The organism is Solemya velesiana gill symbiont, assembly GCF_002020805.1.
Taxonomy (GTDB): Bacteria; Pseudomonadota; Gammaproteobacteria; order Chromatiales; family Chromatiaceae; genus Sedimenticola_A.
Genome location: NZ_MPRJ01000031.1, coordinates 1 through 23,647 on the forward strand (window position 1 = coordinate 1; position 23,647 = coordinate 23,647).

Annotated in this window: 20 protein-coding genes and 3 pseudogenes; 12 read left to right on the top strand and 11 right to left on the bottom strand. The window is 55.1% G+C overall.

Going from position 1 to position 23,647, the window contains the following annotated elements; genetic code table 11:
- Positions 1-488: 488 nt before the first annotated feature.
- Entirely contained in the window at positions 489-1,280 is a 792-nt protein-coding gene (locus BOW53_RS06235) for an IS1 family transposase (protein WP_135607029.1), read from the bottom strand.
- Between the two features lie 124 nt (positions 1,281-1,404).
- Positions 1,405-2,496 (bottom strand): iron-sulfur cluster carrier protein ApbC, encoded by a 1,092-nt coding sequence (apbC, locus tag BOW53_RS06240; protein ID WP_078486822.1) that lies wholly within the window; start codon positions 2,494-2,496, stop codon positions 1,405-1,407.
- Between the two features lie 260 nt (positions 2,497-2,756).
- Here apbC and metG point away from each other — a divergent pair, with 260 nt between their 5' ends.
- The 7 genes from metG (at position 2,757) to BOW53_RS06275 (ending at position 10,374) form a co-directional block, all read left to right on the top strand.
- Positions 2,757-4,811, top strand: coding sequence for a methionine--tRNA ligase (gene metG, locus BOW53_RS06245; RefSeq protein ID WP_078486824.1), 2,055 nt, complete (start codon positions 2,757-2,759; stop codon positions 4,809-4,811).
- A 276-nt stretch (positions 4,812-5,087) separates the two neighbouring features.
- Complete coding sequence (rsxA, locus tag BOW53_RS06250) at positions 5,088-5,669, top strand: electron transport complex subunit RsxA (protein WP_078486825.1); 582 nt, start codon at positions 5,088-5,090, stop codon at positions 5,667-5,669.
- A gap of 15 nt (positions 5,670-5,684) precedes the next feature.
- Positions 5,685-6,254 (top strand): electron transport complex subunit RsxB, encoded by a 570-nt coding sequence (rsxB, locus tag BOW53_RS06255; RefSeq protein ID WP_078486827.1) that lies wholly within the window; start codon positions 5,685-5,687, stop codon positions 6,252-6,254.
- Between the two features lie 6 nt (positions 6,255-6,260).
- A complete protein-coding gene (rsxC, locus tag BOW53_RS06260) occupies positions 6,261-7,973 on the top strand; it encodes an electron transport complex subunit RsxC (RefSeq protein ID WP_078486829.1) in 1,713 nt (570 codons plus the stop codon).
- Positions 7,974-7,976: 3 nt separating this feature from the next.
- Positions 7,977-9,020: an electron transport complex subunit RsxD gene (gene rsxD / locus BOW53_RS06265; RefSeq protein WP_078486830.1), complete on the top strand. Its 1,044-nt coding sequence runs from the start codon at positions 7,977-7,979 to the stop codon at positions 9,018-9,020.
- Complete coding sequence (gene rsxG, locus BOW53_RS06270) at positions 9,013-9,672, top strand: electron transport complex subunit RsxG (RefSeq protein ID WP_078486832.1); 660 nt, start codon at positions 9,013-9,015, stop codon at positions 9,670-9,672. Before rsxD ends, rsxG begins: the two co-directional genes overlap by 8 nt.
- 3 nt (positions 9,673-9,675) lie before the next feature.
- Positions 9,676-10,374 (top strand): electron transport complex subunit E, encoded by a 699-nt coding sequence (locus BOW53_RS06275; protein WP_078486834.1) that lies wholly within the window; start codon positions 9,676-9,678, stop codon positions 10,372-10,374.
- A gap of 128 nt (positions 10,375-10,502) precedes the next feature.
- Here BOW53_RS06275 and BOW53_RS12760 read toward each other — a convergent pair whose 3' ends face one another.
- Complete coding sequence (locus BOW53_RS12760) at positions 10,503-10,649, bottom strand: response regulator (protein WP_172838797.1); 147 nt, start codon at positions 10,647-10,649, stop codon at positions 10,503-10,505.
- A complete protein-coding gene (locus tag BOW53_RS06285) occupies positions 10,631-12,574 on the bottom strand; it encodes an ATP-binding protein (RefSeq protein WP_078486837.1) in 1,944 nt (647 codons plus the stop codon). Before BOW53_RS06285 ends, BOW53_RS12760 begins: the two co-directional genes overlap by 19 nt.
- 170 nt (positions 12,575-12,744) lie before the next feature.
- Here BOW53_RS06285 and nth point away from each other — a divergent pair, with 170 nt between their 5' ends.
- From nth to BOW53_RS06300, 3 genes are all read left to right on the top strand, one after another.
- On the top strand, positions 12,745-13,380 hold the full coding sequence (gene nth, locus BOW53_RS06290; protein WP_078486839.1) for an endonuclease III: 636 nt from the start codon (positions 12,745-12,747) through the stop codon (positions 13,378-13,380).
- 33 nt (positions 13,381-13,413) lie between these two features.
- Complete coding sequence (locus tag BOW53_RS06295; protein ID WP_078486840.1) at positions 13,414-13,836, top strand: DUF1841 family protein; 423 nt, start codon at positions 13,414-13,416, stop codon at positions 13,834-13,836.
- 293 nt (positions 13,837-14,129) lie between these two features.
- Entirely contained in the window at positions 14,130-15,692 is a 1,563-nt protein-coding gene (locus BOW53_RS06300) for a sensor domain-containing diguanylate cyclase (RefSeq protein WP_078486842.1), read from the top strand.
- Between the two features lie 120 nt (positions 15,693-15,812).
- Here the strand turns inward: BOW53_RS06300 and BOW53_RS13875 are convergent.
- The 4 genes and pseudogenes from BOW53_RS13875 to BOW53_RS06315 form a co-directional block, all read right to left on the bottom strand.
- Positions 15,813-16,310, bottom strand: a pseudogene (locus BOW53_RS13875) (hypothetical protein); the annotation flags it as partial.
- Between the two features lie 24 nt (positions 16,311-16,334).
- Positions 16,335-16,532 carry a hypothetical protein gene (locus BOW53_RS13175; RefSeq protein WP_245832023.1) on the bottom strand — a complete coding sequence of 66 codons (198 nt, stop codon included), beginning with the start codon at positions 16,530-16,532 and terminating at the stop codon, positions 16,335-16,337.
- Positions 16,444-17,187 (bottom strand): MotB family protein, encoded by a 744-nt coding sequence (locus BOW53_RS06310; protein ID WP_245832024.1) that lies wholly within the window; start codon positions 17,185-17,187, stop codon positions 16,444-16,446. Before BOW53_RS06310 ends, BOW53_RS13175 begins: the two co-directional genes overlap by 89 nt.
- Before the next feature lie 71 nt (positions 17,188-17,258).
- Positions 17,259-17,966, bottom strand: a pseudogene (locus BOW53_RS06315) (MotA/TolQ/ExbB proton channel family protein).
- A 200-nt stretch (positions 17,967-18,166) separates the two neighbouring features.
- Between BOW53_RS06315 and BOW53_RS06320 the strand changes: the two are divergent.
- Entirely contained in the window at positions 18,167-19,003 is an 837-nt protein-coding gene (locus tag BOW53_RS06320) for an SDR family oxidoreductase (RefSeq protein ID WP_078486844.1), read from the top strand.
- 170 nt (positions 19,004-19,173) lie between these two features.
- Here the strand turns inward: BOW53_RS06320 and BOW53_RS06325 are convergent.
- From BOW53_RS06325 to BOW53_RS06335, 3 genes and pseudogenes are all read right to left on the bottom strand, one after another.
- Positions 19,174-19,761, bottom strand: a pseudogene (locus BOW53_RS06325) (response regulator transcription factor); the annotation flags it as partial.
- Entirely contained in the window at positions 19,754-22,300 is a 2,547-nt protein-coding gene (locus tag BOW53_RS06330) for an ATP-binding protein (RefSeq protein WP_172838798.1), read from the bottom strand. The gene BOW53_RS06330 and the pseudogene BOW53_RS06325, both read right to left, overlap by 8 nt.
- A 189-nt stretch (positions 22,301-22,489) precedes the next feature.
- The gene (locus BOW53_RS06335) at positions 22,490-22,843 is read right to left on the bottom strand and encodes a PilZ domain-containing protein (RefSeq protein ID WP_135607030.1); all 354 of its coding nucleotides are present in this window, start codon (positions 22,841-22,843) and stop codon (positions 22,490-22,492) included.
- A gap of 225 nt (positions 22,844-23,068) precedes the next feature.
- Between BOW53_RS06335 and BOW53_RS06340 the strand changes: the two genes are divergently transcribed.
- Positions 23,069-23,527 (top strand): RDD family protein, encoded by a 459-nt coding sequence (locus BOW53_RS06340; RefSeq protein ID WP_078486852.1) that lies wholly within the window; start codon positions 23,069-23,071, stop codon positions 23,525-23,527.
- Positions 23,528-23,647: the final 120 nt, after the last annotated feature.

Consider the following 23,647-nt stretch of genomic DNA (forward strand, 5'->3'; position numbering starts at 1 on the left):
GACATCTTTTGTGATACAAAATGGTGCTGTTTTATTTGCCATGCCTCATTATATCAAGCTACACAATTCGCTTGTTAACTTTACGCGTGACCCACTAGAAAGGACAGAAGAATACCTGCCACATTTCTGGGCTGCGAGATACCGAAGTATCGTCACAAAATTCGTTACCATAAATAATAGAAATGGATTCTGTGAGAGGGCAAGAAAATCAGTTCTAACAGTCGTCATTGACCTATAGGGCGGCCTAGAAGTAAATGATGCTGTTTATGTCTGCCGGCGCCCTAGCCAGTCCTAATCTCTGAGCGGGTGTGGTGCCATGCTTATCGGAAACCTTTACGAAATTGTAATACGCTCGATAGATTGTTAGCAGTTTCACAATCACGTTTGGGTTGTAGGCATGATAGCCGTGCCATCTCCGCTGGTTTGCACTGGCGGTAGATATAGGGCGTTCAATCAGGCTAATCATTCGCCGCAGCTGCATGAAATACCTATCCGTCGATTTGAGTGTCGCTTTTAGATACAGATAGATACAGATTTGCGCGATGTTCAACGGAATAATCACTCATGTCGGTAAGATGACAAATAGCCTTTTCTGGCTCGGTCATATCCGGAAGCGGATGCATGAACCACAGGTCATTCCATTTGCCATGAGGAGACATGCTGGCTACCTGCTCCTGCGCAAGTAAGTTGCATATCATTTGGTCAGTCAGACCTGGGTTAATTTCTCGCATAGACTCAAGCTTCAGTGGGGAACGATTCACTAGCAGCTGGAAGATTCGCCTGTTTTTATGGGACTGCCGCTGCCTTGCGGTGGATTTCTTCCTGACTGAAAATACCTTCCCGCATCCATGGCAAAGAAAGCGAATAGAGCCACCCTCGGTTTTTCCATATCGGCGATAAAATCCTCTGCCTTTTGAGACAGGGATATTGTGGTGTTTACATGCTGCAGTCGGACAATAAGCCTCGGGGCGGGGCTCATTGCCAGCGATCATCCTGTTCAGTTCCTCAGAAATCGCTAGATTGCTTTTGATTGGCGGCGTCTCGCCGCATTCTTTGCAGAGTAGGTAGGATTTATTCCAAACGTCGCCCGATTTTCTGTACCTGTCCGGGATTACTTTCCCATCTGGAGTTTTGAGGGGCTGATTAGAAGATCTGGCTGGAATACCGAAGTTAGAACACCGCGGGTTCTTGCAGAAATTAACTTGTACCCCATTGATCTCAATGGGAATTCTCGGCAACCCTAAACGCCGATGATTTTTTCGTGAAGATTTCTTTGGCAAAGGAGATTCCACCTATCTCTTTGATTAATAGGTGGAACCTGCCAGATTTTAAGATCCCCGCAACAGGTTAAGTAAACCCCTTGGCATCACTGCGGGCTTTTTCACTGATCGCGAAAGGAAATGATCAGTTGTTCTGGATCACGATGTTGGGGAACTTGGACGCGTAGCTCTTGCCCTGGAGGGCGAGTTTCGCCGCGGTTTTGCGGGCGATCTCGCGGTAGATCTGGGAGATGCGTGCATCGGGTTCAGCCACCACGGTGGGCTTGCCGCCATCGGTCTCTTCTCGGATGCGGATATCCAGGGGCAGTGCGCCCAGGAAGTTCACACCATACTGTTCGGCCATCCGAACACCCCCGCCTTCGCCGAAGATGTGCTCTTCGTGGCCGCAGCTGGAGCAGATGTGAATACTCATGTTCTCAACGATACCCAGCACAGGCACCTCGACCTTCTCGAACATCTTGAAGCCTTTGCGGGCATCCAGCAGGGCGATGTCCTGGGGCGTGGTCACAACCACAGCACCGGACACGGGCACCTTCTGGGCCAGGGTCAGCTGGGTATCACCGGTGCCCGGCGGCAGGTCGATGACCAGGTAATCAAGGCTGTCCCAGTTGGTATCGTTAAGCAGCTGCTCCAGGGCCTGGGTGACCATGGGGCCACGCCAGATCATGGGGGTCTCCTCGTCGATCAGGAAACCGATGGACATGGCCTGCAGACCATGGTTCTCCATGGGCTCCAGGGTCTTGCCGTCTTTGGATTCGGGCTGACCGGAAACACCCAGCATGCGGGGCTGGGAGGGTCCATAGATATCGGCGTCCAGCACGCCCACCTTGGCGCCTTCGGCAGCCAGGGCCAGTGCCAGGTTCACAGCAGTGGTGGACTTGCCCACACCACCCTTGCCGGAGGCTACGGCGATAATGTTCTTGACGTTGCCGATGGGCTTCAGGGACTTCTGAACCGAGTGAGCAACTACCTTCCAGGTCACCTCTACGTCAGCAGAGGAGACACCGTCCACGCCTTCAACCTGGGCCTTGACCGCAGCGGCCAGCTCATCTTTCACGCCGTCGCAGGGGAAACCCATCTCCACCGCAACCTTGACGTTGCCGCCATCGATATCAATGCTTTTGATGCAATTGGCGCTCACCAGGTCTTTGCCCAGATGGGTTTCTTCGTAACCCTTGATCGCCTCTTCAATCAGCTCTTTAGTCAAATCAGCCATTAATTCTCTCCTGCCAACAAGACCCTCACTGCGGGCCTCAGGGAAATTTGCTTGGGTAATGGCGGCGCATTCTACACCAAAAACGCCAATACTTACCAACTGTTTTACTCGGTTTTATATAACCCTATTTTGAATGCAAGATTTCATAGGCCTGCACCTGCCAGAAAGTCAGCCACTTTATTGGATGACTATGCGATAATGGTGGGCTTTACCGAAGTTCCCGGTATTTCACATTAACGATCTGATCAGCCTGAAAAAAAATGAGCATCAAACCGCGTAAAATTTTGGTCACCAGCGCCCTTCCCTACGCCAACGGTCCGATTCACATCGGCCACCTGGTGGAATACATCCAGACCGACACATGGGTCCGTTTCCAGAAAATGCATGGAAACAACTGCATTTACGTCTGCGCCGACGATGCTCACGGCACGCCCATCATGCTCCGCGCCCGCCAGGAAGGGATTGAGCCTGAAGCGTTGATCGCACGGGTTGCCGAAGAACATAAGGCCGATTTCGGGGACTTCAATATCGGCTTCGACAATTACCACTCCACCCATTCGGAGGAGAATCGGGTCTGCGCGACCCGAATCTACGAACGCAACCGCGACAAGGACCACATCGCCAGGCGCACCATCACCCAGGCCTATGACCCGGTTGAAAACATGTTCCTGCCCGACCGCTTCATCAAGGGCACCTGCCCGAAATGCGGCGCTGAGGACCAGTACGGGGACAACTGCGAAGTGTGCGGCGCCAGCTACAGCCCTGCGGAACTGAAGAACCCGGTATCCGCAATCTCCGGTGCCACCCCCATCGACAAAGAGTCGGACCACTACTTCTTCAAGCTCGGCGATTTCGAGCAGATGCTCAAGGAGTGGACCAAGGGCGGCCACCTCCAGGCGGAGGTCGCGAACAAGCTGGACGAGTGGTTCGAGGCGGGCCTGCAGGAGTGGGACATCTCCCGCGACGCCCCCTATTTCGGGTTCGAAATTCCCGATCATCCCGGCAAGTTCTTCTATGTCTGGCTGGACGCCCCCATCGGCTACCAGGCCAGCTTCCAGAACCTCTGCGACCGGACCGAGGGACTGGAGTTCGACGACTTCTGGTCCAAGGACTCCGACGCCGAGCTCTATCACTTCATCGGCAAGGACATTATCTATTTCCACGCCCTGTTCTGGCCGGCCATGCTCCACGGTGCAGACTTCCGCACCCCGACGGCGATCTTCTCCCACGGCTTCCTGACCGTGGACGGGCAGAAGATGTCCAAGTCCAGGGGCACCTTCATCAAGGCACGCACCTACCTGGACCACCTCAACCCGGAGTACCTGCGCTACTACTTCGCCGCCAAACTGGGCTCAGGGGTGGAGGATATCGACCTCAACCTGGAGGAGTTCGCCGCCCGGGTCAACTCCGACCTGGTGGGCAAGGTGGTGAATATCGCCAGCCGCTGTGCCGGTTTCATCAAGAAGCGCTTCGAAGGCAAACTCTCGGCCACCCTCTCCGAACAGGCCCTGTTCAACGAGTTCGTCCAGGCCGGCGAGTCCATTGCCGAGCGTTATGAAAAACGCGAGTTCAGCCGCGCCGTACGCGAGATCATGGCCCTGGCAGACCGCGCCAACCAGTATATCGACGAGAAAAAACCCTGGGTCATGGCCAAGGAGGAGGGTCGGGACCAGGAACTCCACGACGTCTGCTCCATGGGCATCAACCTGTTCCGGCTGCTGATCGGTTACCTGCGCCCGATTCTGCCGGCCACGGCGGAGAAATCCGAAGCCTTCCTGCAAGTCGAGCCGCTGACCTGGGAGTCCCTGGCCACCCCGCTCACCGATCATCAAGTGGCCAAGTTCAAGCCGCTGATGACCCGCATCGAGCCCAAGCAGATCGAGGCGATGCTGGAGCACTCCAAAGAGGACCTGGCAGCACAGGACGCAAAGAAGACCAAACCCCACGAAACTGCGACCGAAGGGCACCTGACCAAGGATCCCATCGCCGATACCATCGATTTCGGGGAATTTGCCAAGGTTGATCTGCGTATTGCCAAAATCGCCAAGGCCGAGCACGTGGAGGGGGCAGACAAGTTGCTGCAACTCACCCTGGACCTGGGTGGCGAAACCCGTAACGTATTCGCGGGCATCAAATCCGCCTACCAGCCGGAAGAGCTGGAAGGGAAACTGACGGTGATGGTGGCCAACCTGGCGCCGCGTAAAATGCGATTCGGCGTATCCGAAGGCATGGTGCTGGCAGCCAGCCCGGGGGGCAAGGACCTGTTCATCCTCAACCCGGATGAGGGCGCCGAACCCGGCATGAAGGTGAAATAATGCCATGTAGGAGGCCTGTCCTCAGCGCGATCATGCATTCGTTGCCGTGATCGCCCGGAGGACCGGGCTCCTATAATAATTGATCGGCCTCCCCAAAACCTGCGAAGATCCCAAAGTCTATCTATTTTGATGTGGCTGAATTTAGAATAATCAATGTGCAAAACAACTGAAAACCGGATCATATATAAACCTCTTCAAGCACATACAAAACACAGGTTGTTTACCTATACGTAAACTTCTACCATTTGCTGATCCAATCACAACAACCAGCTGCAAATGAAAGAGTACGCCCTAATCCTCATTAGTACCGTACTGGTCAACAACTTCGTCCTGGTGAAGTTCCTTGGCCTGTGCCCGTTCATGGGGGTATCCAAAAAGCTGGAAACGGCCATCGGCATGGGCCTGGCCACCACCTTCGTGCTCACCCTCTCTTCAGTCTGCAGTTACCTGGTCAACGAATTCATCCTGGCACCCCTTGATATAGAGTATCTGCGCACTATCGCCTTCATCCTGGTCATTGCGGTGCTGGTGCAGTTCACCGAGATGGTGATGCACAAAACCAGCCCGGTGCTCTACCAGGTGCTGGGCATCTTTCTGCCCCTGATCACCACTAACTGCGCGGTGCTGGGTGTAGCGCTGCTCAATATCCAGGAGCAGCACAACTTCATCGAGTCAACCCTTTACGGTTTCGGCGCTGCAGCCGGTTTCTCACTGGTTCTGGTGCTGTTCGCCGCGGTGCGTGAACGGGTCACCGTCTCGGACGTACCCCTCCCGCTCCAGGGAAGCGCCATTGCCCTCATAACCGCGGGACTGATGTCCATGGCCTTCATGGGCTTCGCCGGACTGGTTCCGAGCTAGGGCTGTTAAAAAACGATGTTTATAGCCATCATCGCCCTATCATTGCTCGCCCTGGGATTCGGCCTCTTGCTGGGCTACTCCTCCATCCGCTTTCACGTGGAAGGAGACCCCATTGTCGACAAGATCGACGCCCTGCTGCCCCAGACCCAGTGCGGCCAGTGCGGCCACCCGGGCTGCCGTCCCTACGCCGAATCCATCGCAGCAGGAGAAGATGAAATCAACCGTTGCCCCCCCGGCGGGGAAGCAACCATGATCGCCCTGGCAGACCTGCTGGGAAAAGACCCGGTACCCATGGACGACGAAGCCAGCGTGGAGAAGCCAAAGGCCACCGCAGTCATCGACGAAAAGGAGTGCATCGGCTGCACCCTCTGTATTCAGGCCTGTCCTGTGGATGCAATCCTGGGCGCTGCGAAACAGATGCACACCGTCATCATGGACGAGTGCACCGGTTGCGAGCTCTGCCTGCCGCCCTGCCCGGTTGAGTGCATCAGCATGGTGCCCGTCAAAGTAGACACCGGAAACTGGAAATGGCCCTATCCCGATGGTGCCGAGACAAATGAAGTTACAGAGGCGACGGCAGGCTGATCACCCATGCACTATCCATCAACAAACAGACCGGCCCGCAAACTCCACCGTTTTCATGGCGGCCTGCACCTGCCCGACAACAAGGCCCAGTCCAATGGCCGGCCGGTTGAACCCGCTGCCCTGCCAAAGCAGCTGACCATCCCGCTTCAGCAGCACATCGGCGAGGTCGCCCATCCCCTGGTCAGCGTTGGCGACCGGGTACTCAAGGGCCAGATGATCGCCAGGGCACAGGGTTATATCAGCGCGCCGGTACACGCATCCAGCTCCGGCACGGTGATCGAGATCGGGGAACAACCTGTCCCTCACCCCTCCGGCCTCTCTTCACCCTGCATCGTGATCGAGACGGACGGCCTGGACGAGTGGGTTGAACTGCCGGAGCCAGTGGTCCATTTTGCGCAGCTCGACCCAAGCGAGCTGCGGGAGCGAATCAGAAATGCCGGCATCGTGGGCATGGGTGGCGCTGCGTTTCCCACAAGCGTAAAGGTCACCCCAGGCCCCGAAACCTGGATCAAGACCCTGGTGCTAAACGGCGCGGAGTGCGAGCCTTTCATCACCTGCGACGACATGCTGATGCGTGAACAGGCGGACCGCGTTCTGGCTGGCGTTGCTATCCTGCAGCATCTGCTGGAGCCGGAACAGACCCTGATCGGCATCGAGGACAACAAGCCCGAGGCCATCGCCGCCATGAATGCGGCCCTAGAAACCGGCGGACTCAGCAACACCGAAGTCGTCCCCATCCCCACACTCTATCCCAGCGGTGGAGAGAAGCAGCTGATTCGCATCCTCACTGGCAAAGAGGTCCCCTCCCATGGCATCCCGGCCCAGATCGGCATCGTCTGCCACAATGTGGGCACGGCTGCAGCCATCGCCGATGCCGTGCTCGAGAACAAACCCTTGATCTCCCGTTATGTCACTATCGCAGGCGAAGGGATCAAGGAGCCGCGCAACCTGGAAGTACTGATCGGAACACCGGCTTCATCGTTAATCGGGCAGGCCGGGGGCTACACCGATGCCGCGTCCAAGCTGATCCTGGGAGGCCCCATGATGGGCTTCACCCTGCATACCGATAACGTGCCCATTACCAAGGCCGCCAACTGTCTGCTCGCTGCCAGCGAGGCAGAATCCCCGAATCCTGGCCCCGCCTCACCCTGCATCCGTTGCGGACAGTGTGCCGCCGCATGCCCGGCCCGCCTGCTCCCCCAGCAGATGTACTGGTATGCCAAGGCGAAGGATCTGGAGAAGGCCCAGGAGTACAACCTCTTCGACTGTATCGAGTGCGGCTGCTGCTCCCATGTCTGCCCGTCCCACATTCCCCTGGTCCAGTATTTCCGCTTTGCCAAGATGGAGAGCTGGGCCCGGGAACAGGAGAAGCGCAAGTCTGAGCACGCTCGCAAGCGCCACGAGGCACGGGTGGCCCGCCTTGAGCGGTTGGAGGCTGAGCGCAAGGCACGGCTGAGCAAGAAGAAGGCTGGGCTGAAGAAGAAGACCGCTGCAAAGAAAGCAGGTGGGGAAGCCAAGGATCCCAAGAAAGCCGCGATCGAGGCCGCCATGAAAAGGGCCGCAGAGAAGAAAGCTAAGCTGGCCGAAGAGGGCGTGGCTCCCAAGAACGTGGAAGAGCTCACCGAGGCTCAGCAGAAGCAGATCGACCAGGCAGACAAACGCCGGGCAGAGGCAGCAGAAGATACAAAGCAGGCCACCCAAGAGCCAGAGGATGCATAGCGGATGCAATTTCAAACCCTGACTTCACCCCATACCGAGCGCCCCAACAGCATAAGCATAACCATGCTGTGGGTGACCATAGCGCTGGTACCGGGTATCGCGGCCATGCTGTGGTATTTCGGCTGGGGTATCCTGGTGAGCATCCTGCTGGCCGTGGTCACCGCTATCGGCTGCGAGGCCCTGGCCATGAAACTGCGGGGCCGTCCGGCACTGCCCGCCATCAGCGACCTGAGCGCAGTGGTCACCGCCCTGCTGTTCGCCATAGCCGTTCCGCCCCTGCTCCCCTGGTGGCTCACGGTCCTGGGGATGGCCTTCGCCATACTCCTGGTCAAGCATATGTACGGTGGCATCGGCTATAACCCGTTCAACCCCGCCATGGCCGCCTACGTTCTGCTGCTCATATCCTATCCCACGGACATGATCTCCTGGCTGCCGCCGGATATGCTCAATGAGCACCCCCTTACCCTGGGCCAGGTCCTGTCCATCAAGTTTGCCGGAATTTATCCCCAAGGCCTCGGGATCGACGCCCTGACCATGGCCACCCCGTTGGATGAGATGCGTACCCAGCTGGACCTGAACCAGACCCTCAGCGAGATCAAGCAGAGTCCCCTGTGGGGCAATTTCGGCGGCCGTGGCTGGGAGTGTGTCGGTAACTGGTACCTGCTGGGGGGGCTGATACTGCTCTACAAGCGAATCATCAGTTGGCACATCCCCGTGGCCATGCTGGGGGCCATGTTGGTGCTTGCCACCTTCTTTCACGTGCTCGACCAGGACGCCTTCCCCACCGGTATGTTTCACATCTTTACCGGCGCTACCCTGCTGGGCGCCTTTTTCATCGCCACCGACCCGGTGACCGCGAGCACTACCAAGAAAGGGCAACTCATCTACGGTGCAGGCATTGGCGCCATCGTTTACGTTATCCGCACCTGGGGCGGCTACCCCGATGCGGTGGCCTTTGCCGTCTTGTTAATGAACCTGGCCGCCCCAACCATTGATTACTACACCCAACCTCAGGTCTTCGGGCACAGGAGCGGTAGTAATGAATAAATACCCTATTCTCGTCGCGGGTCTGCTGCTGGCCATGTTTGCGGTGGCCGGTACCGGGTTGGTCGCCTTCACCCAGGAACAGACAAAGGATCGGATCGCCGCCAATGAGCGCGAGGCGCTGCTGCGCAGCCTCAACGCACTGGTGCCTGCAGATAGCATCGACAACGATATCGTTACAGACACCCGGTTTGTGAATGACATTGAGCGCCTGGGCGGCGACAAAATCCAGGTCTACCTGGGTCGCAAGGGCGGACAGCCCGTTGCCGCCGTGTTTGCCTCCGTGGTGCCCGACGGTTATAGCGGACCCATCAAGCTGCTGGTGGCTGTCAGGACCGATGGCAGCCTGGGCGGTGTACGCATCGTCTCCCACAAGGAGACACCCGGACTCGGCGACAAGGTGGAGGAGAGAAAATCGGACTGGGTCTACAGCTTCAAGGACAAGTCCCTGATCAATCCCGACATCTCCCGGTGGAAGGTAAAACGGGATGGCGGCGACTTCGACCAGTTCACCGGTGCAACAGTGACACCAAGATCCATCGTAGGCGCAGTGAAGAATACCCTGCTCTACTTCAGAGACAAAGGCATGGCACTTTTCGAGCGTCCCTCCGATAACGAAGCCCCGCCGGAAAAAGTGGCATCAACACAGGTCTAGAACATGGCTGAGACAGGCTACGGTAAACTGATTCGTGACGGGCTCTGGTGCAACAACCAGGCGCTGGTGGCACTGCTCGGGCTTTGCCCACTGCTGGCGGTAACCAACATCGCGATCAACGGGCTTGGGCTGGGATTGGCCACCACCCTGGTGCTCACCCTTTCCAACACGACGGTTTCGCTGATTCGCAACCTGGTGCGACCGGAGGTGCGCCTGCCGGTCTTCGTGCTGGTGATCGCCTCCTTCGTCACCGCCGTGGAGTTAAGCATGAACGCTTGGTTCTATGAGCTCTACAAGATCCTTGGCATCTTCATTCCCCTGATTGTCACCAACTGCGCCATCATCGGCCGCGCCGAGGCCTTCGCCTCCAAGAACAGGTTGCCGAAAGCGATCGTTGACGGACTTGCCATGGGTATCGGTTTCACACTGGCCCTTGTTGCCCTGGGCGCCATGCGCGAGATCATCGGCATGGGCACCATTTTCTCACAGGCGGATCTGATGTTCGGCCCGGCGGCAGCAGGCCTCGAGATCAGCCTGGGCGATGACTTCCAGGGCATGCTGCTTGCCATCCTGCCCCCCGGCGCCTTCCTCGGACTGGGCCTGATGATCGCCCTGAAAAACATCATCGACAACCGGGTAACCAAGGCACAAGCCGTCAAGGCCGATGCCTCCCTCCCGGATGCCCAGCCCAACGCCAGCTGAAGTGATACAAGCAGATTCGAAGCATTTGCATGGGTAAACATTGTTCCCCGACAAAGTGATAAACGCACCAAAGGGCGAGAGTGAACACAGGTCGCCCATGTATTGGTGAAGCGAGGTATCGTTCTTCTTCAGAAGTCCCTGTCCAGGTAGCGTACCAGCACCGCACCCAGAACGTTCTTATCCACCGGTTTGGCGAGAAAGTCGTCCATACCTGCTTCCAGGCACTCCTGCTTGATGTTGTTGGAGGTATTTGCGGTTAACGCAATAATTGACAAATAACGGCCATTCTCCTCTTCTGACCGAACTGCCGTGTAAAGCCGATACCATCCAACCTTGGCATTCGCAGGTCTACGAATGCCAGATCGAATCTATTGCCCCCGACCACGTTCATCGCCTCCTCCCCATCTTTGGCCCACGCGACCTCACAACCCAACTCTGAGAGTAGGGTTCCAAGCACCTTGGCATTGAGCGGGTTGTCTTCCACCAACAAAACCCTTAGGGTGACGGCAGATGCAACCGAACCGCGAGCATCGGTCTTAACGTGCCCATTCACAGGCGCACTCACAACACGTTTTATAGATTCGGCAAGCACCTCACTGGTCACCGGCTTGGCCAGAAACGCAGTATTGGGCATCTGATCATGAATCCGCCGATCCGCATAGCCAAGAAAAACCACCGGCACTTCACTTCCCAGGTGGGAACGGATCAGATCACTCAACCGTTTTGCGTCCAGGCCTTCGGGGGTATCTGAAATCAAGGCAAAATCCAGAACGCCTATCTCACCGGCATCTGCAATCTGCAATGCCAGTTGGGGGATCTGCGTAACCGACCTGCACTCGATACCCATAACGGCACACATACCCGTAATCATCTCGTTGACCACGTGATTCTTCTCTACAACCAATCCCTTCAAGCCAGAGAGACCAGTGACCTGGAAGGATGACGCCTCTTCTCCAGGTGCGATCAGAGGCAAGCGGCACCAGAACCTGCTCCCCTCTCCTTGTTTGCTATCGACACCAATTTCCCCACCCATGATTTCTGCCAGGCTGCGGGCAATAGCTGTGCCCAGCCCGGTTCCGTCATAGTGACTGGTTGTCGTGGAGTCGGTCTGCCAAAAGGTATCGAAAACCAGCTGAAGCTGCTGGCTGGCAATGCCAATGCCTGTATCGATAACTTCAATCAGCAGGTGCGGCATGGGCAGCGTTTTGCATGGCTCTGCCCTGGTCACACTCACCTCCACATGTCCGCTCTGGGTAAACTTCACAGCATTGCCAATAAGATTGAACAAGAGTTGCTCCACGCGAAGTGGATCGCCCTCAACCTGAATCGGCACCCTGTCATCAATTCGGCAGAAAATATCCAACCCTTTATCTACTGCGCGCCCTGAAAGCCCGACACAAATCTCACGTACCAGTGGCCGCAACTCAAAACTGACCCGGTTGATTTCCAACTGGGACGACTCAATGCGAGTGAGGTCCAATACATTACCAATCAGGGTATTAAGCAATCCTGCCGCGCCGGTAATCGATTCCACGTACTCCTTCTGATCATTGTTGAGGGGTGACGATCTCAACAATTGAGCCATCCCCACGATACCATTCAGGGGAGTTCGCAATTCGTGTGTCATGGTAGAGAGAAATGCACTTTTGGCACTGTTGGCCTGTTCTGCATCCTGGCGCGCAAGATGCAGTTTCTGTAGCAAGCTGTGTTGATAGAGAGGCAATAACAGCAACAGGAGCAGGAAAAACACGACTTCAAATGCCGATGTATCCCACTGATCGAGATAGATCAGTGCAATGAAATAAGCCAAAAAACTGAGCAGGGAAGCCGCAATCAGATGACGCTTCCCGAAACGTGCGCCGTAGGAGATGAACAGCCAGACGTAAAGCAGGTAAAAGGGATTGATCGCCTCCTTGGTCATTATGATGCATAGGCTGATGGCCGTGACATCAATGACCAGGGAAAAAAACTGCCTTGCCTCCCATTCCCGCCTGAAAAAAATACTGGCGAAGATGGTGATGAAAATTACAAAGTAAACGGTGAAGAGCTGGAAGTACTGGGTCTCGTCCACCGCGTAATAGTTTGAAGCGGCACCAAGACCGATATAGGTAACGGCAAAAAGCCATATACCGAGCCTAACCAGGGCCGACTGGAACTCCTGGTTCTTTAGCAGATTGTCCTTTCTCAGTCTGTCAGGCATATACAGCGCCTCACAACTCTCCTTGAATAAAAACGTGGATTATACAGGAATATTATTCATATTTATGCCCTATCCTGCTGTTTCCATACATATTTGCAGGACAGCTCACAAATCCATCGTGTTAAAATCCCTGAACCGACACTATTCAGAAACAGTAGCACAAGCAACTGATGAACAAGGAAAAAAGACAACTGATCTTTGAGCGGTTGCGGGATGCAAACCCCAACCCGACCACTGAGCTCAACTACTCATCGGCTTTCGAGTTGCTGATTGCAGTGATTCTCTCTGCCCAGGCCACTGACAAAGGGGTCAACAAAGCCACGGCAAAACTCTTTCCCCAGGCCAATACCCCGGATGCGATCCTGGCATTGGGTGAAGACGGCCTGAAAGAGCAGATCAAAACCATCGGCCTTTACAACAGCAAAGGCGCAAACATATTAAAGACCTGCCGAATACTCCTGGACGAGCACGGTGGAAACGTACCAGAAGACCGCAAGGCCCTGGAGGCCCTTCCCGGGGTGGGCAGAAAAACCGCCAACGTAGTCCTGAATACCGCATTCGGCCATCCCACCATGGCCGTGGACACCCATATCTTCCGGGTATCCAACCGCACGCGCATCGCCCCGGGCAAGACCGTTCTTGAAGTCGAGAAAAAACTGCTCCGCTTCACCCCAAAGGAGTTTCTGGTGGACGCCCACCACTGGCTCATCCTGCATGGACGTTACACCTGCATCGCACGCAAACCCCGGTGCAGTTCCTGTATCATTGAAGACCTTTGCGAGTACAAGAACAAAACATCGGACTAGGGCCTGTAAACAGGCCTGGACTGGGAGATGATAATGTTTGGCAACGACCGACTTCAGATGCGCCGGATGTTCACCGACTCCTGGCAAAAGCTCAAACAGGGAACTCCGCTGGAACCCCTTGAGCAGATGATCACCGAGATAATCAAACAGCACCCCGAGTATCACAAAATGCTGGAAGACCCTGCTGGATCCCTGGACAGGGATTTCATGCCGGAAGAGGGGCAGACCAACCCGTTTCTGCACATGGCCATGCACATCAGCATCCAGGAGCAGATCAGCACTGACCGGCCAAATGGCGTTCGCCTGGCCTATCAGAAACTGACGCTGAAAACAGTCGACCCCCACGAAGTGGAGCACCAGATGATGGAGTGCCTGGGAAGAATGCTCTGGGAAGCACAACGCAGCGGTGGAATGCCCGATGAGCAACTCTACCTGGACTGTATCAGGAAACTCTAGCGCTCCCTGACTGACCCCGCTACAGAACAAACTAATTCATTAATTACTCAAAGACTCCCTCATGTTTTCAAGGCGTCGGTCGATAAATGATAAACACTGATTGTTTTTGCTGTAACCTACTGAAATAGAATAACAACAGACCGGCCGAGGCGACACACGATCAGGTCGATGACATGATCAGCCTACCCAATTCCTACCAGCCGGCATAACTGTTCCCCACAATCGGCAGTTACAGTATTGAGTTGAAGGAACACTACCAGGTGCAACCAATAAGAATTGTTAGTTATCTACTGATGTTTGCGATCGTTAACGCTTTCACCTGGTGGAGCGTTTACTCTCACCACGAGAAACTCAAGAAATCGGAATTAAACGCCTTTGTCGATATGGAGCGCTCCATCGTACAGGACGCGGCACGTGCCGCTGAGACCTGGATAAAACACCGTTCCGGCAAAATCGACATGGATGAGAGCGTTCAGGAGGTATTGCACTACTTCATCGAGCCTCTCAAACTGCTGAAGAGCGGAGATGCCTGGATCTTCAGAAACGGCTACTCAATATACGACGAGAGCTCCGACTTTCCGGAAGTCAATCGTGGCAAAACCATTAAACAGATCTTCGATATGCAGAAGCGTTCCGGAGCCAGCCATTATGACACGTTGGTCAAGGGGGTAATGCAGGGCAACGCGGACACCACGTGGTTTATATGGCTGCCTGAGAAGGGGCGCGAATACGGTGCCTGGACATCCATAAAAATTGGCAAGGATATACTGACCATCGGGATCTCCACACCGGAATCGGAGATCCTTGCCGCGTCCGGACTGGAGCAGGAATTGCAACGGGATATCATCACTGGCGCGCTGCAATCTGCGCTAACGCTCATACTGCTGGTATTGGTTTTTTATGCCCAGTACAAATCCCATCAGCACATCGAAGCCCTTCAGCATGAAATAGGCGATCGATTCACGGTCGAAAAGGCACTGCGTGAGAGCGAGGACCGCTATCGCCGGCTTTTTTCAGAATCCAAGGCCACGCAACTTATCTTCGACTCGGCATCCGGCCAGATACTTGATGCCAACGAGGCCGCCATACGCTACTACGGCTATTCTCTCGACGAACTGAAGGAGATGAGTTTCACCCAGATAAACGCCAGTTCAAAAACCGCCGTACACGACGAGGTGGCCTTGGCGAAAGAGGAAGAGCGGGACTACTACCTGTTCAGGCACCGCCTGGCCACTGGCGAGGCGCGGAACATCGAGATGTACACCACGCCGCTGCGGATCAATGGCAACAATGTCCATTACGCCATCATCCATGACATTACCGAACGCAAGCAGATGGAGGAGATGATCAAACGCCTTGGCCGTTACGATGTCCTCACCGGCCTGCCCAACCGCGCCATGCTCTTTGACCGCATCAACACGGCAATCGAGAGCGCCAAGCGACACAAGGAGCACCTGGCGATACTGTTTCTCGATCTGGACGGTTTCAAAGTGGTCAACGACACCTATGGTCACATCGCCGGGGACCGGTTGCTGCGGGAGGCTGCAAAACGTCTGAAGAATTGCACCAGGAAATCCGACACCGTCGCCCGATTCGGCGGAGACGAGTTCGTGGTACTGCTGACTGATGTAAAAGAGGACCCGGCGGTTCTGTCGGTGATCGAAAAGATTCAGGCAAGCCTTCGTCTGCCTTTTAATATCGAAGAGACCACTGCCAACATCGGTTCTAGTGTCGGCGTTGCCTTCTATCCCGCCAACGGAGAGACCGCGGACAAATTGTTGCACCAAGCGGATACCGCCATGTACAGGGTCAAGCAGCAGGGTAAGAACGGTTACAGGTTCGCAGAATCGGCTTGAGGAGCCCCGGTGTTGACAGGCCTCACGCTCCTCACGCTGACGCCTCAATTCCTCGGTCTGCAATCGGATCAGCACATCCCTATCAGCCTCGCGGAGGAGACTGAAATTGACCCGCAGATTGTAGCGGTAATCGCCCTCTGGCTTCTCCATTTCCTGGCATGAGACCACTTCAGAGATGGTAAGCACACCGGTAAAACTGGGCATAAGCAGCAATTTCAGCTCAAGCTGGGCCCCAACCGACACCTCTTCCGTGGTATTGAATGCCATGCCGCTGGCACTGATGTTTACCGGGTTTGCCGGGCGCTGGGAAATATCGGCATTCTGAACCAGGAAGGCGCGACCCAGGATATCGATTTTTCTATTCAGGGCTTTCAGGTAGCTTGCCACATCCGGGTAGTCAGACTCGACTTTATGCAGTACGCCTGCCATCCGTTGAGTGACTGCAGCAAGGTTGCTCATGATGGTGAAATCGGTATCCAGGTCGTTTTCCATCCGCTCCAGGCACTGCGGCAACTCATCAGGTGTAATCACCCTGTAACTGATACTCATCGCATCATCGATACGAAAAAAGCGTCTCCTTTCGTCACCGGATCCCGTCGGATGTTCGTTATTCGCCATATTGCTATCTCAAAGACCTATCGCCTAGCTTGCCTGTTGCTGAACTTTCTTGGCAGCTTCCGCTTCTATCTCGTCAGCTCGCTCGATTACCAATTCCACCCTTCGATTCTGAGCCCTGTTTTCAGACGAATCATTAGGCACCAATGGCTTGGAGTCGGCATGCCCTTCCACTACCACCCGACTGGGATCTACGCTGGGATTCTGCAGTAATGCATGAAGCACGGTTACCGCACGGGCAGATGACAGACAACTCCCAGTTCGACCTGAAACGCTCTGTGCTGATCGGGATATTATCGGTATGCCCCGCCACGATCACTCGACCAGGGGAATCGACCACCGCTTCGCTGATCCTGTCCATCACATCATAGAAACCGGGATTGAGGCGATCACTACCCGAAGGGAACGACCCCTTCTCCTGGATACGGATGATCACCCTCGCCTCTTCGGTCTCCACACTGACAAGGTCCTCATCGATCTCTTGCTTAAGGGCTTCCTTCAACTCTGCCGCCTGTTGCTCAACCTCATTCTGAATCTGCTCTGCAGCAGCTTCCATGGCCTCTTTCATATCCAGGTGCTGCTTCTCGACATCAGTGGTCTGTTGTCGTATCTCGTCAATGGGGCTCGGCTCCGGAACGGTTGACGGACTGAACTCCTGCTTGATCACGCTGGTACCCATGACGATCTCAGCCGCGGGTATCTCCCGTTGCACACCGAAGGCGTCTTTCATCGATTCAGCCATCTTCTTGAAACGCACTGCATCGATGGTGGCAAAGGAGAGCAGCAGCACGAAAAAGCACATGAGGAGAGACATCAGGTCGGCGAAAGTCGCCAGCCATGGCGGTAGGCCCTCTTCACATTTGGGACATTCTTCAGCCATAAACCGGTTCCATCAGGCTCCTGTCACTCTTCTTTGGCCCGCTTGCTGGACGGCAGGTACGTCGACAGCAGTTATTCCAGGACGCGGGGATTCATACCCTCCTGGATACCTGAGATCGTTTCAAGGATCAGGGACTTGTTGGTTTTCTCAAGCTGACTGGCACGGGCAAGCTTGGCAGACATGGGCTGGGCAAACGCGTTCGCTATGACGGCACCATAGAGGGTTGTCAGCAAGGCAACAGCCATCGCGGGGCCGATACTTGCCGGATCCGACTGTTGGCCAGCATCTGTACCAAGCCTACCAGGGTACCGATCATGCCCATGGCAGGGGCCATGGTCGCCATGTTCTTGAACATCCTCTGGCCGACTTCGTGTCTTTGAATGGCGAGATCGATATCCGATGAGAGGAGCTTCTGCACCAGTGCCGGGTCATGTCCATCAACACACAGACCGATGCCCTCCTTAAAGAAAGTCGTTTGTGATCTCCTGGCCTTCAAGGGCCAGCAAGCCGTTCTTGCGTGCCACGTCGGCCAATTGCACAGCCTCTTCAATCAGTGACTGTGGTGACTCCACCTTGTAGAAGAATGCCTTTAGACCGATAGCGAAAGAACCGAGAAAATCCCCCAACGAGACCTGCATGAGGGTGACCATGAAGGTTCCACCCACAACGATGAGGATGGAGGGCACGTTTACAAACAGCATGATATCGCCACCGGTTGCGACCGCACCGATGATGATACCGAAGCCACCAAGTAAACCTACAAGGGTTGCAATATCCACAAAGCTACCTCTTTATTCGTCATACCCTTCCCAGTGGGCTATGTGACGTCGTTATTATTCTGCCTCTGATGCGTAGTAAATGGTAGCGGTAACACGACCAAAAACTTTAAACCCGCTGGTGTATCATGATGCTGGGTTGATACTTCCTAATGAAGGGCAAACAGCCCGCACTGGCAATATACACTCTAGGATTATGCGGCATGAGCACTCTACACTCCAGACCTGTATTGATTACCGGCTGTTCCAGCGGTATCGGACTCTGCTGCGCCCTGGGTCTGAAGTCTCGTGGCTACCCGGTATTTGCAACCGCCCGACGGGAACGGGACCTGGAGATGCTGGAATCCCAGGGATTGGAGGCCCTCTATCTAGAGTTGGAAGACCGGGAGAGCATCGAAAAGGCCGTGGAGCAGGTACTCTCGAAAACCAACGGCAAACTGTACGGACTGTTCAACAATGGCGCCTACGGCCAACCGGGAGCGGTTGAGGATCTCTCAACCGAGGTACTCAAACGGCAGTTCGAGGTCAATCTTTTCAGCTGGCATCATCTGACCCGGCTGGTACTGCCGGTTATGCGCAGACAGGGTGAGGGACGAATCATCCAGAACAGCTCGGTTCTCGGCTTTGTCGCCATGAAGTACCGGGGCGCTTATAACGCCAGCAAATACGCCCTGGAAGGACTGAGCGATACATTACGGCTGGAACTTGAAGGTAGCGGCGTCTATGTCAGCCTGGTGGAACCGGGCCCCATCACCAGCAAATTTCGGGAAAATGCCTACCGTAAGTGGCAGGAGAACATCGAGCCTGAAGGCAGCCCCCACGAAGCAGCTTACCGTGCCCTGGAGGAGCGCCTGACAAAGAAAGGGCCTGCTGTCCCCTTCACCCTTCCGCCTGAAGCTGTTCTGAAACGGGTGATACACGCCCTGGAAAGTTCCCGGCCGCAACCCCGTTACTACGTTACATTCCCCACTTACCTGTTCGGCGCGTTGAAAAGAGTGCTCTCAACAAGGGTATTGGATGCCCTGGCACGAAAGTACTAGGGCCTAGCGCTGGCTCTCAAATGAGGCCAGGCAAGGCGCGCAGAGTGCAGTTTGGTTGTTCCAAATAAACGATGCGCAAAGCTTACCGCTCCATGCTCACGCCCCTGACCTACATCCCTGCAGGCCACGCAGCATGGCCTCATTTGAGAGCCAACCCGAAGGGACGGGACCATCTTCACCAGGTCAGCCAGCGAGCTGGCTTCCATCTTCTCCATTACCCGTGCGCGGCGAGCCTCCACGGTCTTGGCACTGACGCCAAGGGCGGCGGCGATCTCTTTGTTGGATTTCCCATTTGTCACCATCTCCATCACCTCGTGTTCACGGGGTGTCAGATGAGCCAACCGCGATGCGATCTCGGCACGCCCGGCCTGGGCTTCCCTCTGCTCAACGTCCAGCATCAGCGCGTTACGGATACTTTCAAGCAGCAATTCATCATTGAATGGCTTTTCAATGAAATCCACTGCGCCTGCCTTCATGGCCCGCACGGCCATCGGCACATCACCATGGCCTGTAATAATGACAATAGGAATATTGATCTGCTGCTTGATGAACTGTTCCTGCAACTCCAGCCCGCTCATCCCGGGCATGCGAACATCCAGCAACAGGCAGCCTGCACGACCGGGATAATAGTTGCGTAGAAACTCATCGGCCGAGGCATAGGTCTCCACGTCCATACCCACGGATTCGATCAGCCACTTCAGAGAGTTGCGCATGGCCTGATCGTCATCCACAACAAATACGGTTGTCTGCTTACTCATCTATCGTCCCATCGAATTCCTGTTCTTCATCATATGCCGGCAGTGTAACAGCAAAACGGGTACCTCCACCTTCCCTGGAGCCCACGTCGATCCTGCCGTTGTGATCTTCGACAATCGTCTGGCTAATGACAAGCCCCATACCCATTCCACTCTCCTTGGTGGTAAAAAACGGATCGAACAGCTTATCAACTACCCCAGGGCTGATACCGGGCCCACTATCCAATACCTCGACAACAATGCCACCTGCACCATTCAAACTGGTGCTTACCGACAGGTTGCGCTGTTTTGAAGGCACCTCCAGCAGGGCATCCAGTGCATTTCTAATTAAATTCAGGATCACCTGTTCAATCTGCACCACGTCAATGCGGGTCAGCAGCTTCTCCAGGCTCATCTCCTGTTCAATCACCACCTCGGCTTTCCGTGCTTCGAACTCAACGAAGGAGCAAACCTCCCTTACTACCCCGTTGATATCGGCAACCGTGCGTACCGGGGGTTGCTTGCCCACCTGGTTGCGAAGGCGCTTGATGATCTCCCCTGCCCTGTCTGCCTGGTTGTTTATCTGACCCAGGGCATAGAGTATGTCTTCTATTGCCTGGGGATCATTGCGCAATCTGCGACTGCTGCCGTTGGCAAAATTGGCAATGGCCGAAAGCGGTTGATTGAGCTCATGGGCCAGGCCCGTAGCCATCTCACCCATCGTACTGAGACGACAGACATGAACAAGCTCCTGCTGATGCTCCCTTGCCTGGCTCTCAGCCTTTCTGACTTGGCTGATATCACGTCCGTAGATATTCACGTACCCCAATTCAGCTACGGGTGAAAAAAGCAGGGAGTAAATATAGCCATCATAGACCACCTCGGCCTCCCAGTTTCGCCCTGACGCCATCACCTCGTCCACCCGCTTTCGCCAGTAAAGAGGCAATGTCTGCCCCCGGCCGCAGCCCCAATAATCAAGCAGGTGCTTGCTGGGGTTGTTTGCATAGAGGATGACACCGGGCCGGTTCACACGCAGCACCGGACTCGGACTCTCCGATGGGAATTTAGCCAGGCTCTGGATCTCCTGTTCTGCACGTTTACGGTTTGTAATGTCATGCAGATAGACGGTCAGCACCGTCCGCTCCTGGAGCTGCAGGGGCTTGATTGCCAGCTCAGCAGGGAAAACCGTCCCGTCCATGCGCATGGCCGTCATCTCCTGCCGGATATCCTCCTCGTTCATCTGGGAACGGGCTTCAACTAGGTGAAGCAGTTCAATGAAACGCGGCCTGCTCTCCGCATTCAGCATGAAAGCGGTGAAATCCTGGCCGATCACCTCCTCCCGCTTATAACCGAATGTTTTTTCCGCCGTCGTATTGAACTCGATGATCATGCCCGATTCGTCGATGGTGATAATCGAATCCAGTGCCGCCTCCATGATCGCATCGGTCAGCGCTTCGGAGTCCTGCATCTCAGACTCATGCTGCTGCCGCATCTCATCCCTGGCCTCTCGCACTGATTGGATGAACTGGCGAATCCAGTCTTCCAGCACGAACAGCTGATTTCCTTTCTCCAGAACCGGTTGGTCTGCACCCAGCGCACGCCTCGCAAAACGGGGAATCCTGCGCAATATATTATTCAACTGCCCGGACAACAGGTAAAAAACCAGCGTAAAGACACTTATGAAGGTGATCGCAGCTACAAGCCGTTGCCGACGTTCAAGATCTGCAACCCGCTTCTGTATCGCCTCCACTGAGCTGCGTGGTACCAGTGTCGCAAACTGGATGTTGAGTGTTGTGCCTTCGTAAGCGAAAAACGATTGGGCTGTCACCAGAAAATCCGCACGTACCTGGTCGATACCCTCACCTCCAGATACCACATGCTCTTCACTACTGACGAGAAATCGCTGCTCATCCGCATCAACCAGGCCGATGACCACGTTACTGCCAGACACACCCTGCTGGGAAGCACGTAAAAACTGCTCATCGATTGGCACCACCAGCATCAGCGTGCCCATCCTCGTACCCGTTGCGTCCTCTGCAATTTCCGTTACCAGGAGATAAGGCTGGCCATTCAGGGTAGTAATCAGTACCTCATCCTGCCCGCCGCTGACGAACAGCTCCATGTCATCCAGCAGTTCGCGGGGAAGCAACCCCTGCCCCACGCTGTAGATCTCCCTGACCCTGGCCTGTGTATCCAACAGCAGCATGTGGCTGGGTCTGAGATTTTTCCAGAGCGAGGCGGGAGGAAGCCAGGGTGGTATCTGGTAGTAAACGATTGCAGGCGACTCATCGTTTGCAAACCAATACACAGGTTCCAGGTAATCACTGAGCTGGCGATGATTTGCGAGCAAACGGGCCGTAGAAGTGTGGGCGTCCACGTAATTGTCGAATCGGATCAGGGTCTCACGAGCCTGCTGGTCCAGGCGACTCTCAAGCTCCTGGAAAAAGACATCCCGGATGGCACGGGGCTGTACCAGTTCGAGCACCACCCAAACAACCAAACCACATGCCAGCCCCACAATAATGGAGAGCAGGGGCATGGGGATACGCCTTAGCGTGCTCATACGTTTTTTGGCTATCGGCCTCGGCATGGCTTTTTAATCGGCTCGTTCGTTCGAAATCAGGCCCACCATGATAATGCATTGGACCATAAGAGGACTATCAGACAACCAGGGCTGTGAAATCAGGATGCACTGTTTCCCGCCATCCTTTTGGACAGATCAGGCAACGGGATAAATGAAACTCAACAGAGATTAGTGGACGTGGCAGACCCGGCCTGCGGCATCAAGGTACTCATGACGGCCATAGATCAGCTCATGCAACAGGGTGTGATGATCATCTTCGAGATCGCAAAACATAAGACCGACACCACCATCGGTGGTATGTACCACGATTGCCTCGGTCCTGAAAGGACTCATACCACGAGCACCCTCCATTATGACCGAAACATCCACCATGGCATTGACCGGAAGCCGGATGCGACCGGTCTTGACGAACATTCCGCCCACCCCGACGTCTTGGGTCTGGCCTCGCACCAGACCCAGGCTGCGGTAGTTCAATACCACATCCATCGACACCGGCTTGCGTGGTGAACATCTATGTTCCATCTCCTCCACTCTCCTTTGGCGCCTGGAAATTCCAAGAACGCGATGTGCAATCCCTATCCGAAGTCACGAATAAGTTGCATCTTTTATATTTTAGTTGAGCAGAGGATTGTTACTGAAAAAAGTACACAAAAAAATCCGGGGGATTGCGCAATCCTATTAGGGAAATTCCCTAATTTGGCATCAAACTCCACTCCAATAGGGGGTAGAGTGGGTTAAAATGTGCCGATGACGACTTCAGATCCAGAAAAAACCACCCTGGCATCACCCGGTCTGCTCAGGAGACTGGGGGCCATTCTCTACGATACCCTGCTCGTCGCCGGTCTCCTGATGCTCGCTTCAACGGCCATCACCATACCCACGGAAATGCTTCTTGGTGTAGAGACCTCGACCCAAGTATCAAAAGCACTTCTCTCGTGGGTCTGGCTACTGGTGCCTGCACTCTTTTTCGTCTGGTTCTGGACGCGTGGCGGACAGACGCTGGGTATGAAATCCTGGCGTCTGCGCGTGGTGTGCGATGACGGCTCCCCGCTGAGCACCCGGCAAGCGCTCATACGATTCCTTTGCGCCATACTCTCCTGGCTGCCTGTTGGCCTGGGGTTTATCTGGTCACTCTTTGATTCGGAAAAACTGGCCTGGCATGACCACCTTTCGGGCACCCGGCTGATTGTCCTGCCAAAAAGCTGATTTCAGTGCCTGATAACAGGCTCTAGTGGGCCATGCGGTTAATTCGGCAACGCATTCTTTGCCCTATTCACCGAGGCAATAATTTTCTCAGCACTCTTGGTCCACTGGAATGGCTTGGCA

Coding starts and splice junctions, on each gene's coding strand:
- apbC (WP_078486822.1), bottom strand. CDS start 2,496: ATGGCTGATTTGACTAAAGAGCTGATTGAAGAGGCGATCAAGGGTTAC.
- metG (WP_078486824.1), top strand. CDS start 2,757: ATGAGCATCAAACCGCGTAAAATTTTGGTCACCAGCGCCCTTCCCTAC.
- rsxA (WP_078486825.1), top strand. CDS start 5,088: ATGAAAGAGTACGCCCTAATCCTCATTAGTACCGTACTGGTCAACAAC.
- rsxB (WP_078486827.1), top strand. CDS start 5,685: ATGTTTATAGCCATCATCGCCCTATCATTGCTCGCCCTGGGATTCGGC.
- rsxC (WP_078486829.1), top strand. CDS start 6,261: ATGCACTATCCATCAACAAACAGACCGGCCCGCAAACTCCACCGTTTT.
- rsxD (WP_078486830.1), top strand. CDS start 7,977: ATGCAATTTCAAACCCTGACTTCACCCCATACCGAGCGCCCCAACAGC.
- rsxG (WP_078486832.1), top strand. CDS start 9,013: ATGAATAAATACCCTATTCTCGTCGCGGGTCTGCTGCTGGCCATGTTT.
- BOW53_RS06275 (WP_078486834.1), top strand. CDS start 9,676: ATGGCTGAGACAGGCTACGGTAAACTGATTCGTGACGGGCTCTGGTGC.
- BOW53_RS06285 (WP_078486837.1), bottom strand. CDS start 12,574: ATGCCTGACAGACTGAGAAAGGACAATCTGCTAAAGAACCAGGAGTTC.
- nth (WP_078486839.1), top strand. CDS start 12,745: ATGAACAAGGAAAAAAGACAACTGATCTTTGAGCGGTTGCGGGATGCA.
- BOW53_RS06295 (WP_078486840.1), top strand. CDS start 13,414: ATGTTTGGCAACGACCGACTTCAGATGCGCCGGATGTTCACCGACTCC.
- BOW53_RS06300 (WP_078486842.1), top strand. CDS start 14,130: ATGTTTGCGATCGTTAACGCTTTCACCTGGTGGAGCGTTTACTCTCAC.
- BOW53_RS06310 (WP_245832024.1), bottom strand. CDS start 17,187: ATGGCTGAAGAATGTCCCAAATGTGAAGAGGGCCTACCGCCATGGCTG.
- BOW53_RS06320 (WP_078486844.1), top strand. CDS start 18,167: ATGAGCACTCTACACTCCAGACCTGTATTGATTACCGGCTGTTCCAGC.
- BOW53_RS06330 (WP_172838798.1), bottom strand. CDS start 22,300: ATGAGCACGCTAAGGCGTATCCCCATGCCCCTGCTCTCCATTATTGTG.
- BOW53_RS06335 (WP_135607030.1), bottom strand. CDS start 22,843: ATGGAACATAGATGTTCACCACGCAAGCCGGTGTCGATGGATGTGGTA.
- BOW53_RS06340 (WP_078486852.1), top strand. CDS start 23,069: ATGACGACTTCAGATCCAGAAAAAACCACCCTGGCATCACCCGGTCTG.